The 12,581-nt window shown below is 69.8% G+C and carries 9 protein-coding genes; 7 read left to right on the forward strand and 2 right to left on the reverse strand.

Going from position 1 to position 12,581, the window contains the following annotated elements; translation table 11 throughout:
- Window positions 1–29: 29 nt before the first annotated feature.
- A complete protein-coding gene (locus NP095_RS02250) occupies window positions 30–3,854 on the forward strand; it encodes a DNA-directed RNA polymerase subunit beta' (protein ID WP_306173275.1) in 3,825 nt (1,274 codons plus the stop codon).
- Between the two features lie 77 nt (window positions 3,855–3,931).
- Here NP095_RS02250 and NP095_RS02255 read toward each other — a convergent pair whose 3' ends face one another.
- Window positions 3,932–5,080, reverse strand: coding sequence for an acyltransferase family protein (locus NP095_RS02255; protein ID WP_232417654.1), 1,149 nt, complete (start codon window positions 5,078–5,080; stop codon window positions 3,932–3,934).
- Window positions 5,081–5,144: 64 nt separating this feature from the next.
- Complete coding sequence (locus NP095_RS02260; protein ID WP_232417653.1) at window positions 5,145–6,245, reverse strand: hypothetical protein; 1,101 nt, start codon at window positions 6,243–6,245, stop codon at window positions 5,145–5,147.
- Between the two features lie 62 nt (window positions 6,246–6,307).
- Between NP095_RS02260 and NP095_RS02265 the strand changes: the two genes are divergently transcribed.
- The 6 genes from NP095_RS02265 (at window position 6,308) to rpsG (ending at window position 12,524) form a co-directional block, all read left to right on the forward strand.
- Window positions 6,308–7,606 carry a hydroxyacid-oxoacid transhydrogenase gene (locus tag NP095_RS02265; protein WP_232417652.1) on the forward strand — a complete coding sequence of 433 codons (1,299 nt, stop codon included), beginning with the start codon at window positions 6,308–6,310 and terminating at the stop codon, window positions 7,604–7,606.
- 10 nt (window positions 7,607–7,616) lie between these two features.
- On the forward strand, window positions 7,617–8,366 hold the full coding sequence (locus NP095_RS02270; protein ID WP_232417651.1) for a GntR family transcriptional regulator: 750 nt from the start codon (window positions 7,617–7,619) through the stop codon (window positions 8,364–8,366).
- Window positions 8,363–11,200, forward strand: a complete 2,838-nt coding sequence (locus NP095_RS02275; protein ID WP_232417650.1) for an FAD-binding and (Fe-S)-binding domain-containing protein — start codon at window positions 8,363–8,365, stop codon at window positions 11,198–11,200. Before NP095_RS02270 ends, NP095_RS02275 begins: the two co-directional genes overlap by 4 nt.
- Window positions 11,201–11,231: 31 nt before the next feature.
- Entirely contained in the window at window positions 11,232–11,411 is a 180-nt protein-coding gene (locus NP095_RS02280) for a hypothetical protein (protein ID WP_232417649.1), read from the forward strand.
- A gap of 268 nt (window positions 11,412–11,679) precedes the next feature.
- Window positions 11,680–12,054 carry a 30S ribosomal protein S12 gene (rpsL, locus tag NP095_RS02285; protein WP_019143662.1) on the forward strand — a complete coding sequence of 125 codons (375 nt, stop codon included), beginning with the start codon at window positions 11,680–11,682 and terminating at the stop codon, window positions 12,052–12,054.
- Window positions 12,054–12,524, forward strand: a complete 471-nt coding sequence (gene rpsG / locus NP095_RS02290; protein ID WP_232417648.1) for a 30S ribosomal protein S7 — start codon at window positions 12,054–12,056, stop codon at window positions 12,522–12,524. The genes rpsL and rpsG overlap by 1 nt, the downstream gene beginning before the upstream one ends.
- Window positions 12,525–12,581 lie beyond the last annotated feature (57 nt).

Raw genomic sequence — 12,581 nt, forward strand, 5'->3', positions numbered from 1 at the left:
TCAGAACTTCGAAAGGGAAAGAAGACACCGTGCTCGACGTGAACTTCTTCGATCAGATCAAGATCGGTCTCGCGACCGCCGACGACATTCGCAATTGGTCGTTCGGTGAGGTCAAGAAGCCGGAGACGATCAACTACCGCACGCTCAAGCCCGAGCGTGACGGCCTCTTCTGCGAGAAGATCTTCGGTCCCACCCGGGACTGGGAGTGCTACTGCGGCAAGTACAAGCGCGTGCGCTTCAAGGGCATCATCTGTGAGCGCTGCGGCGTCGAGGTGACGCGCTCGAAGGTCCGCCGTGAGCGGATGGGCCACATCGAGCTCGCCGCCCCGGTCACGCACATCTGGTACTTCAAGGGTGTGCCCAGCCGTCTGGGCTACCTGCTGGATCTGGCTCCGAAGGACCTCGAGAAGGTCATCTACTTCGCGGCCTACATGATCACCTCGGTCGACGAGGACGCGCGTCATCGTGACCTCGACAGCCTCGAGGCCAAGATCCGCCAGGAGATCGACCAGATCGAGAACCGCAAGAACGACGCGATCAACTCCCGAGCCGTCAAGCTCGAGGAGGACACCGCGGCGCTCGAGGCCGAGGACGCCAAGGCGGCCGAGCTGCGCAAGGTCCGCGATGCGGCCGAGCGTGAGATGGGTCAGCTGCGCGATCGTCACGACCGTGAGATCGCCCGCATCCAGGAGGTCTGGGACCGGTTCAAGAACCTCAAGGTCCAGGACCTCGAGGGTGACGAGCTGCTGTTCCGCGAGATGCAGTACCGCTTCGGCAAGTACTTCGACGGCTACATGGGCGCTGCGGCGATCCAGAAGCGCCTGCAGGACTTCGACCTCGTGGCCGAGGCCGAGTCGCTGCGCGAGATCATCGCGACCGGCAAGGGCCAGCGCAAGACGCGTGCCCTGAAGCGGCTCAAGGTCGTCTCGGCGTTCATGGGCAGCGAGAACAACCCGGCCGGCATGGTCCTGGACGCCGTCCCGGTCATCCCGCCGGAGCTGCGCCCGATGGTCCAGCTCGACGGTGGCCGTTTCGCCACCTCCGACCTGAACGACCTGTACCGCCGCGTCATCAACCGCAACAACCGCCTCAAGCGACTGCTCGACCTCGGCGCGCCCGAGATCATCGTCAACAACGAGAAGCGGATGCTGCAGGAGGCCGTCGACTCGCTGTTCGACAACGGCCGCCGTGGTCGTCCCGTCACGGGTCCGGGCAACCGTCCCCTGAAGTCGATCTCGGACATGCTCAAGGGCAAGCAGGGCCGGTTCCGTCAGAACCTGCTCGGCAAGCGCGTCGACTACTCGGGCCGTTCGGTCATCGTCGTCGGCCCGCAGCTCAAGCTGCACCAGTGCGGTCTGCCCAAGCAGATGGCGCTCGAGCTGTTCAAGCCGTTCGTGATGAAGCGCCTGGTCGACCTGAACCACGCGCAGAACATCAAGAGCGCCAAGCGCATGGTCGAGCGTGCTCGTCCGGTCGTGTGGGATGTCCTCGAAGAGGTCATCACCGAGCACCCCGTGCTGCTCAACCGCGCGCCCACGCTGCACCGTCTGGGCATCCAGGCGTTCGAGCCCCAGCTGATCGAGGGCAAGGCCATCCAGATCCACCCGCTCGTCTGCTCGGCCTTCAACGCCGACTTCGATGGTGACCAGATGGCCGTGCACCTGCCGCTGTCGGCCGAGGCTCAGGCCGAGGCCCGCGTCCTGATGCTCTCGACGAACAACATCCTGAAGCCGTCGGACGGCCGACCGGTCACCATGCCCACCCAGGACATGATCATCGGTCTGTACTTCCTCACGCTCGACCGTGACGGTCACGTGGGCGAGGGTCGTGCCTTCAGCTCGACCTCCGAGGCGACGATGGCGTTCGAGCGTGGCGAGATCACGCTGCAGAGCAAGGTCAAGATCCGCATCGACGGCGAGATCCGCGAGACCACGCTCGGCCGGGCGATCTTCAACGAGACGCTGCCCGCGGACTACCCGTTCGTGAACTTCCAGGTCGGCAAGAAGGAGCTCGGCGTCATCGTCAACGACCTCGCCGAGCGCTACAGCAAGGTCGACGTGGCGGTGGCGCTGGACAACCTGAAGGACGCCGGCTTCCACTGGGCGACCCGCTCGGGTGTCACCATCTCGATGGATGACGTCGTCAGCCCGCAGGACAAGGTCGAGATCCTCGAGAAGTACGAGGGTCAGGCCGCCAAGGTCCAGCAGCAGTTCGACCGCGGTCTCATCACCGAGGACGAGCGTCGTCAGGAGCTCATCGAGATCTGGACCCAGGCCACGGCCGAGGTCGCCTCGACGATGGAGGAGCTGTTCAAGGCCAGCGGGGACAACCCGATCTGGATGATGGTCAACTCCGGTGCTCGCGGCAACATGATGCAGCTGCGTCAGATCGCCGCCATGCGAGGCCTGGTGGCGAACCCGAAGGGCGAGATCATCCCGCGCCCGATCAAGGCGAACTACCGCGAGGGCCTGTCGGTCGTCGAGTACTTCATCGCGACCCACGGTGCTCGTAAGGGCCTGGCCGACACCGCGCTGCGTACGGCCGACTCGGGTTACCTGACCCGTCGTCTGGTCGACGTCAGCCAGGACGTCATCATCCGCGAGGAGGACTGCGGCACCGAGCGTGGTCTGCCCAAGACGATCGCGACGCGACTCGACGACGGCACGCTCGTCGCCGCCGAGAACGTCGAGACGTCGGCCTACGCCCGCAACGCGGCGGTCGACATCGTCCACCCGGAGACCGGCGAGGTGCTGGTCGGTGCAGGTGAGGACCTCGGCGACGTCGAGATCCACCACCTCATCGCCTCGGGCGTCGAGTCGATCAAGGTGCGCACGGTCCTGACCTGCGATGCCAAGACCGGCACGTGCGCCAAGTGCTACGGCCGTTCGCTGGCCACCGGCAAGCTCGTCGACATCGGCGAGGCCGTCGGTACCATCGCGGCCCAGTCGATCGGTGAGCCCGGCACCCAGCTGACGATGCGTACCTTCCACACCGGTGGTGTGGCCGGTGACGACATCACCCACGGTCTGCCGCGCGTCGTCGAGCTCTTCGAGGCCCGTCAGCCCAAGGGCAAGGCGCCGATCACCGAGGCCGCCGGTCGTGTCACGATCGACGACTCGGACAAGGGCCGCAAGCTGGTCGTCACGCCGGACAACGGTGGCGAGCCGGTCGAGTACCCGGTCACCAAGCGTGCGCGCCTGCTGATCCAGGACAACGACACGGTCGAGGTCGGTCAGCAGCTGACGCACGGTACTCCGGATCCGCAGGAGGTTCTGCGCATCCTGGGTGTCCGCCGGGCTCAGGAGCACCTGGTCGACGAGGTCCAGGAGGTCTACCGCAGCCAGGGCGTGGCGATCCACGACAAGCACATCGAGATCATCGTTCGCCAGATGCTCCGTCGCGTGACGGTCATCGAGCAGGGCGACGCGCGACTGATCCCCGGCGACCTCGCGGACCGCGCGGTCTTCGAGGAGGAGAACCGCCGCGTGGTGGCCGAGGGCGGCACCCCTGCCTCCGGTCGTCCGGTCCTGATGGGCATCACGAAGGCCTCGCTGGCCGTCGAGTCCTGGCTGTCGGCCGCCTCCTTCCAGGAGACGACCCGCGTCCTCACCGAGGCCGCGATCCAGGGCAAGTCGGACTCGCTGCGCGGTCTGAAGGAGAACATCATCATCGGCAAGCTGATCCCGGCCGGCACCGGCCTGGAGCGGTACCGCAACATCCGGGTCGAGCCGACCGAGGAGGCGCGTCAGAACGCCTACGCGGTCACCGGCTACGACAGCTTCGACTACCAGTTCGGAGCATCGGACGCGGCGCCGGTGGCGTTGGACGACTACGACTTCAGCTTCGACAACTGAGTCACTGAGTCACCGCGAAGGGGCCCTGCCGATCCGGCAGGGCCCCTTCGTCATGCCCGGCGACGGGCTGGCGGCCGTCAGCGCAGCCGAGGACTGAGAGGCACGTCCATCCGCGGCGGGAGGGCCTCGTTGACGCCGCGGTCCCACACGTCCGGGTGCTCGCCGCGGTGGTAGGAGTCCTCCTGCGGATCACGGAACATCCAGGTGAGCCGCGGCTCGAAGACCGGGCGGAACACCGTGGCGACGGGCTTGGTCATCAGGACGTTGGCCACGATGATCGCCACGACGATGCAGCCCAGGACGGCGGTGGCGCCGTACGGCTCGATCCGCTCCCAGAGGCCGAAGTGCCGGTCGAGCCAGAGGATGACGAACCCGTGCAGCAGGTAGCAGTAGAAGGTGCGACCGCCCAGCGTCGTGGTCCAGGACCGCGCCCGAGGCACCAGCGAGAGCGCCGCCAGGGTGAGCACGAGCGCGATGACCAGCAGGGCCGCGCGCGTCGCGATGCCCTCGATCGGCCCGGCGTCGAGCTCGTCGTAGCGGGCCTTCCACAACAGCCAGGTCGTCGGCCAGCGGTCGGCCCAGGACTGGGCGTACAGCTGGCACAGGACGAACATCCCGACCAGCAGGACGGCGGCGGCCATCCGGATCCGGGCGCGGCCCAGGCGCAGGAACAGCGCGCGGTCGAAGTGCAGGCCGATGACGTAGAACGGCAGCAGGCCCAGGACCTTCGGCAGCGCGAGTACGTTCGGGATCTCGATGAGGCCCGACAGCAGCGAGATCAGCACGGCGGTGGTGATCGGATACTTCAGCGCCCGCCAGATCGGCGTGGTCAGCCGCCAGATGAACAGGGCGGCCAGGAACCAGCCGAGCCACTGCGGCGACAGGATCATCCAGTGCTCGGGCTCGCCGTCGTAGTGCCGTGTGATGAGCTGCAGGCCGGTCTCGACGATCAGATAGGGAACGATCAGCGTCGAGACGATGCGCCGGATCTGGCGGAAGTCGCCGACGTAGTGGCGCGCGGTGTAGCCCGAGATCAGGACGAAGAACGGCATGTGGAAGGCGTAGATCCACGTGTAGACGCCGCGGGCGGAGTCCATCACGACCAGCTCGGTCAGCGAGTGGCCGACGACCACCAGGAGCATCACCCAGTAGCGGGCGTTGTCCAGGTAGGCGACGCGCTCCTTGGGCGTGCTGGTGCTGATCGGCAGGGGGTCGAGTCGGCTCATCCCCGACGACTCTAGTTGCTCAGCCGCCCCATGACAGCCGGGAGAATCCGGGGGAAGGGCTCGCTCAGATCGTCGGGTCGACGAACAGCGCGAGGTAGTTGCCGCGCGCCGAGAGCGTGTGCACCGTGCGGATCCGGCGGCCGTCGGCCCCGGTGCCCCACGTCGTGATGATGACCTCGTTGAGGTCGGCCACGACGTCACGCTTCAGCGCCGCCTCCGGCACGCGGTCCTGGGTGAACGCGGTCGCGATCTCGGTCGCGATGGAGGCCCGCGGGGTCGTCATCGTCGCGAATGCCGGACGCTGCCCGGAGAGCAGGACGGTCGCACTGGTCGGCGGCGTGTAGCCGTCGAGGACCAGCTCGGGCGCGTCCTCGTCCATCTTCGGCCAGATCCAGCCGGTCTTCTCGGTCGTGTCATCGACCTGGGGCGGGTCCGCCAGATCCTCGGTCGAGCGCTCCTCCTGGCCGGTGCGCGGGTCGCCGACGTACGCCAGCGACAGCGTCATGACAGGCCGCTCGAGCGAGGCATAGTTGCCGGTCCGGGTCGGGACGCGGCCCGGGTCGACCGTCAGGACGACGTGCAGGTCGCGACCGCCGGGCGTGGTCCCGGTGACGTCGAGCTTGCAGCCCGTGATCCGCCGATCGGTGGCCTTGCAGTACGCGGCGAGGTCGTCCGTGACGATCTCGGCCTCGGGCAGCAGCACGGAGAGGTCGGCCAGCAACCGGCGCACGACCAGCGTGGGGTTGCCGTCGACCCGCATCAGGGAGACGAAGGTGTCCGGACGCGGCGGGTCGTCGAGGTCCTCGAAGAGGTCGCCCTCGGGCCGGGTGTTGAGCGTCGGCGTGGGGGTCGGCTCGGACGTGGGCTCGGTGCCCTCGTTCTCCTCGGCCTCCTCGAGCGCCTGCTCGGCACGCGCGGCGTCCAGTTCGGGCTTGTACGTGTCGATGAGCCGCTCGCTGCGGTAGCGGACCAGCGGGCCGAGCTGGGTCGCCCCGGCGGGCACGCTGAGGCCGTAGCCGATCGGGCTCGCGGGACCTGACTCGTGCGAGTCGATCTCCGGGGGAGTGGTCGTGCGGTCGGCGCTGGGGATCGCCCCGTTGGAGGTGCAACCGGTCAAGGTCAGCAGCGCCGCTGTCGCGGCGATGGCGGCAGTCAGACGACGCATCGAATCCCTCGGTAGATGTTGGACCTCCCAAGGCTACCGGGTGGCGTCGTATGGTTCTTTCCATGTTCGCGCCGAGCCAGCCCGAGACCATCTTCACCTATGGCGCGCCCGCGCTGAAGTTCGGACCGGGGGCGCGGCACGAGATCGCGCACGACTTGGGCCGGTTCTCGGCGCGCCGGGTCCTGCTGGTGACGGACGCCGGGGTCGCGGCCACGGGCGCGCCGCAGGAGCTCGCCGACCGGATCGAGGCCACGGGCGTCGAGGCCGTCGTGTTCGACGGGACGCGCGTCGAACCGACGGACGCCAGCCTCATCACGGCGATCGACTTCGCCCGCTCCCACGGCCCGTTCGACGTGGTGATCGCGTTCGGCGGTGGCAGCAGCATCGACACCGCCAAGGCGGTCAACCTGCTGCTGACCAACGAGGGCGAGCTGATGGACTACGTCAACGTCCCGGTCGGCCGCGGTCAGGCGCCGGCCAAGCCGCTGCTGCCGCTCATCGCCGTCCCGACCACCACGGGCACCGGCAGCGAGAGCACGACGATCTGCGTCCTCGACGTCGTGGCGCAGCACGTGAAGACGGGCATCTCGCACGCCGCGCTGCGTCCGACCTACGCGGTGGTCGACCCCGAGCTGACGATCACGCAGCCCGCGGGCGTCACGGCCGCGTCGGGACTGGACATCCTGTGCCACGCGCTGGAGAGCTACACGGCGCGCCCCTTCACCTCCTACGAGGCCAAGGCGCCCCAGGAGCGCGTGCCGTACTGCGGCTCCAACCCCATCGCCGACCTGTGGGCCGAGAAGGCGCTGACCCTCATGAGCACGGCGTTCCGCGAGGCCGTCCGCCACGGCGACGACGTGGCCGCGCGCGAGCAGATGGCGATGGCGGCGACCTTCGCCGGCCTGGGGTTCGGCAACGCCGGCGTGCACATCCCGCACGCCAACGCGTACCCGATCGCCGGGCAGGTCGGTGACTTCCACCCGGACGACTACCCGAAGCCGGACGGCACGACCGGCCACGGCCTGGTGCCCCACGGCATGGCCGTCTCCATCACCGCTCCGGCGGCGTTCCGGTTCACGTTCGAGGCCGCGCCGGACCGGCACGTGCGCGCAGCCCGGCTGCTGGATCCGGACGCCGTGATGACCGACGACCCGGCCGAGCTGCTGCCCACCGTGCTAACGCAGGTGATGCGCGACGTGGGCATCCCCTCCGGGCTCGCCGAGCTCGGGTTCGGCCAGTCCGACCTGCCCTCGCTGGCCGAGGGCACCCTGAAGCAGCAGCGACTGCTGGCGACCGCCCCGCGCGAGGTCACCGAGGACGACGTCGTGACGATCCTGTCCGGCTCGGTCGAGCTGTGGTGACGGCGCGCGCGTGACGGCACGTCCCACCGCCACCGACCGGGTGTTCGCGCTCCTGCGCGAGCGCATCGTCGGCGGCGAGCTGGCTGCGGGGTCGCAGCACTCGATCTACCGGCTCTCCGAGCAGCTGGACGTGTCGCGCACGCCGGTGCGCGAGGCGGTGCTGCGACTGGCGGACCTGGGTCTGGTCGAGGTCGAGCGCAATCGCGGCATCCGCATCCGCGGCGTGACGGTCTCCGACGTGCGGGAGGTGTTCGAGCTGCGGCTCCTGCTGGAGGTGCCTGCCGCCGCGGCCGCAGCCAGTCGGGCCGATCAGGGACTCCGGTCCGCGCTGGCCGCCAACATCGACGTCACCCGCGAGCATGCGCGGGCGGGTCGCGAGGCCGACTTCACGCAGGTGGACCGGGACTTCCACGCCCTGGTCGCCTCCGCGTCGCAGAACACCCGGCTCGAGGCCGAGGTGGCGCGATTGCGGGACTCGATCCAGGCCCGCGGCGTCTCGACGTTCGGCCGCTCGCGCCCGCTGGCCGAGGTCGTCGCCGAGCACGCGCCGGTGGCCGATGCCATCGGGCGCGGCGAGCCCGAGCAGGCCGCCGTCGCGATGGCCGACCATCTCGAACACACCGGGACGCTGCTGATGGGCCAGGTGTCGGGTCCCGGCGAGGTCGTCGACCCCCGGTGGGCCGCGCCCGTGCGTGCGGCCGTCTCGGCGGCAGGCAGTAGCATGCTACTGACGGACGAACCCGACGAAGGACCGCGATGACCACGCCCCGCCTGGACGACCGCCTCGACACCACCGGTGACGTCGTGGCGGCACTCGAGCGAGCCGGCGTGCGCGACGTGGACTCGTCCTCCCTGGCGCGCGCGCTCTACAGCTCGGACGCCTCGCTCTACCGCGTCGAGCCCACGGTCGTCGTGCGGCCGCACGACCTCGACGAGATCCATGCCGTGGTGGAGGCGTGCCGGACGACGGGGACGCCGCTGACGTCGCGCGGCGCGGGCACCTCGATCGCCGGCAACGCGATCGGGACCGGCGTGGTGCTCGACTTCTCGCGGCACATGAACCGGATCATCGCGATCGACGAGGCCACCCGCACCGCCGAGGTGCAGCCCGGCGTCGTGCATGCCGCCCTGCAGCGCGTGGCGGCCCCGCTGGGGTTGCGCTACGGCCCCGACCCCTCGACCCACACTCGCTGCACGGTCGGCGGCATGATCGGCAACAACGCGTGCGGCAACCGCGCGCTGGGCTACGGCCGCAGCGCCGACAACGTCGCGGCGCTCGACCTGCTGACGCTGGCGGGGGAGCGGTTCCAGGTCGGCCGGGACGTCGCGGTGACGTCCGACCGGCTGGAGGGCCTGCGCTCGCTGGTCGGCGCCAACCTCTCGACCGTCCGCACCGAGTTCGGCCGGTTCGGTCGCCAGGTGTCGGGCTACAGCCTCGAGCACCTGCTGCCCGAGCGTGGCTTTGACGTCGCCTCGTTCATGGCCGGCACCGAGGGCACGCTCGCCGTGACCCTGGGCGCCACCGTCGACCTCGTGCGGGACGCGCCGGTGCGCCACCTGGTGGTGCTGTCCTTCCCGTCCATGGCCGAGGCCGCCGACCACGTCCCGGCGATCCTGCCCTTCGAGCCGATCGCCTGCGAGGGACTGGGCGGGCGCATCGTCGAGGTCTACCGCGCGGCCCACGGCGCCTCCTCGGTCCCGGACCTGCCGAGCGGCGACGGGTTCCTCTACGTCGAGCTCGCGGGTGACGACGCCGCCGAGCTGCAGGCCCAGGCCGACCGAGTCGTCCGCGCCTCGGGAGCCCTGGGGCACCGCCACGTCACGTCGCCGATCGAGCAGTCGGTGCTGTGGCGGATCCGCGAGGAGGGCGCCGGCCTGGCGTCGCGGGCCTGGGATCGTCCGGCGCTGGCCGGCTGGGAGGACGCCGCGGTCCCGCCGGAGCACCTCGGCCGGTACCTGCGGGAGTTCGAGGACCTGCTCGTCCAGCACGACCTGCACGGCACGCTGTTCGGTCACTTCGGCGACGGCTGCGTCCACGTGCGCATCGACTTCCCCCTCGACGCGCCGGACGGGCATCGGGGCTTCCGCTCCTTCCTCACCGACGCGGCCACCCTCGCGGCGAGCCACGGCGGATCGTTCTCCGGCGAGCACGGCGACGGCCGCGCCCGCTCCGAGCTGCTGCCGCTGATGTACTCGCCCGAGGCCATCGGCCTGTTCGAGCAGGTCAAGCACGTCTTCGATCCCGAGGACCTGCTGAACCCGGGCGTGCTGGTCCGGCCCCGGCCGGTGGAATCCGACCTGCGCGGCCTGGGCGCCGGGTGGCCCCCGGGCCTGCCGGCGGGCCGCAAGGGCCTGCGGCTGTTGCACGACGACGGCGACTTCGGCGCTGCGGTGCACCGGTGCACCGGCGTGGGCAAGTGCCTCGCCGCGCCGGCCTCGGGCGTCATGTGCCCCTCCTTCCAGGCGACCCGCAACGAGAAGGACTCCACCCGCGGCCGGGCCCGCGTGCTGCAGGAGATGGTCGATGGCCGGCTCGTGGACGGCGGCTGGTCCAGCCCGGAGGTCCACGAGGCGCTCGACCTGTGCCTGTCGTGCAAGGGCTGCGTGGGCGACTGCCCCACCGGCGTCGACATGGCGACCTACAAGTCCGAGGTCCTGCACCAGACCTATCGCGGCCGACTGCGTCCGCGCAGCCACTACATCCTGGGCCGGCTGCCGTTCTGGGCGCGGCTCACGGCCCCGATCGCCCAACTGGCGAACCTCGCCCTGCGGATGCCGGGCCTGGCGCACGTGGGCCGCTGGATCGCGGGCGTCGACCAGCGGCGCAGCCTGCCGCAGTTCGCCACGCGCACGTTCTCGAAGGTCGCCGCCGATGAGCGCACCAGCACCGGGGGCGACCCCGTGCTGCTGTGGGCCGACTCCTTCACCGAGTACTTCTCCACGGACGCGGGGCGCGCCGCGGTCCGCCTGCTGGAGGCCGCGGGGTACGAGATCCGGCTGCTCGAGCGCCAGCAGTGCTGTGGCCTGACCTGGATCTCGACCGGACAGCTGGACCACGCCGCCGAGCTGGCCGCCGCCGCGGTCGACCAGCTGCATCCCTACGTCGAGGCGGGCATCCCCGTCGTGGGTCTGGAGCCCTCGTGCCTCGCGGTGCTGCGCACCGACGCGGTCGAGCTCGTGGACGACGCTCGCGCCGCCGAGGTGGCGAAGGGCGTGTTCACGCTCGCCGAGCTGCTCGCCGACCGCGAGGAGCTCGAGGTGCCCGACCTGTCCGGCCAGACCGTCGTGGTCCAGCCGCACTGCCACCAGGCGTCGGTCCTGGGCTTCGATGCCGACCTGCGGCTGCTGTCGCGCACGGGCGCCCATGTGGTGCGAGTCGGCGGCTGCTGCGGACTGGCAGGCAACTTCGGCGTCGAGAAGGGCCACTACGAGGTCTCGGTCGCCGTGGCGGAGACGCAGTTGCTGCCGGCCGTGCGCGAGGCCGGACCCGACGCGATCGTCGTCGCCGACGGCTTCAGCTGCCGGATGCAGCTCGACGACCTCGCCGACGTCCGCGCCGTGCACCTGGCCCAGCTGCTGCTGGGGGAGCGCTGACCGAGGGCCGGGCGACCGGAAGGATGAGCCCATGGAAGATCCGCTGATCCTGCTCGGCCGCGAGATGGCCGGCTTCGCCGTGCTGGTCGGCGAGACCGAGGGCGACGAGCCCGAGGTCGCCGGCGACGGGATCTCGGAGGTCGTCCGGGTGTACGGGCACCGGATGACGGCCCGCGGGCAGCGCCCCGACGTCCGCGCGCCCCACCGGTAGCGCCGCGGCCTACCTGGCCGGGCCGCGCGTCCCCTGACCCGGACCGCGTCCTCACGAGGACGCGATTTGTCCCGACGAGGCGGGCTCAGGTAAGATGGGGAGCCGTGCCCGACGTGAGTCGGCGCGACGTTCGAACGGACAAGGGCCCCTGGCCCGATGATCCGTGACCACGGCGGTCGGATACCGCCGCGGTGGAGATCGAGGAAGACCTGCGAGGCGGCATGCGCGCCCGCGATGTAACGGGAGAATTCTCCCAGGAAGAGGCATAGTGCCCACCATCAACCAGCTTGTCCGCAAGGGCCGCCAGAGCAAGGTCGTCAAGACCAACACGCCGGCCCTCAAGGGTTCGCCCCAGCGGCGCGGCGTGTGCACCCGCGTGTACACCACGACCCCGAAGAAGCCGAACTCCGCGCTGCGCAAGGTCGCCCGCGTCCGGCTCTCCAGTGGCACCGAGGTGACCGCCTACATCCCCGGCGAGGGCCACAACCTGCAGGAGCACTCGATCGTGCTCGTTCGCGGTGGTCGTGTGAAGGACCTCCCCGGTGTTCGCTACAAGATCATTCGCGGCTCGCTCGACACCCAGGGTGTCAAGGGTCGCAAGCAGGCTCGCAGCCGTTACGGCGCGAAGAAGGAGAAGAGCTGATGCCTCGTAAGGGTCCCGCTCCGAAGCGTCCGATCGAGACTGATCCCGTCTACGGCAGCCAGCTGGTCACCCAGCTGATCAACAAGGTTCTGTTCGACGGCAAGAAGCAGGTCGCGCAGCGCATCGTCTACACCGCCCTCGAGGGCACGCGTGAGAAGTCCGGCACCGATCCGGTCATCACGCTCAAGCGCGCGCTCGACAACGTCAAGCCCGCCCTGGAGGTCAAGAGCCGCCGTGTCGGTGGCGCCACCTACCAGGTGCCGGTCGACGTCCGTCCGAACCGTCAGACCACCCTCGCCCTGCGCTGGCTCGTCAAGTACAGCGCCGAGCGTCGCGAGAAGACCATGGCCGAGCGCCTCATGAACGAGCTGCTCGACGCCAGCAACGGTCTCGGTGCCAGCGTGAAGAAGCGCGAGGACACCCACAAGATGGCCGAAGCCAACAAGGCGTTCGCCCACTACCGCTGGTGATCCTGGGCGCAACGTCGTTGCGCTCTCCCACCGAACCACTTCTGTAAAGGCTGATCC

The sequence above is a fragment of the Aeromicrobium duanguangcaii genome (genome assembly GCF_024508295.1).
GTDB classification, from domain to species: Bacteria; Actinomycetota; Actinomycetes; order Propionibacteriales; family Nocardioidaceae; genus Aeromicrobium; species Aeromicrobium duanguangcaii.

Coding starts and splice junctions, on each gene's coding strand:
- NP095_RS02255 (WP_232417654.1), bottom strand. CDS start 5,080: ATGAGCCGACTCGACCCCCTGCCGATCAGCACCAGCACGCCCAAGGAG.
- NP095_RS02260 (WP_232417653.1), bottom strand. CDS start 6,245: ATGCGTCGTCTGACTGCCGCCATCGCCGCGACAGCGGCGCTGCTGACC.
- NP095_RS02265 (WP_232417652.1), top strand. CDS start 6,308: ATGTTCGCGCCGAGCCAGCCCGAGACCATCTTCACCTATGGCGCGCCC.
- NP095_RS02275 (WP_232417650.1), top strand. CDS start 8,363: ATGACCACGCCCCGCCTGGACGACCGCCTCGACACCACCGGTGACGTC.
- NP095_RS02280 (WP_232417649.1), top strand. CDS start 11,232: ATGGAAGATCCGCTGATCCTGCTCGGCCGCGAGATGGCCGGCTTCGCC.
- rpsG (WP_232417648.1), top strand. CDS start 12,054: ATGCCTCGTAAGGGTCCCGCTCCGAAGCGTCCGATCGAGACTGATCCC.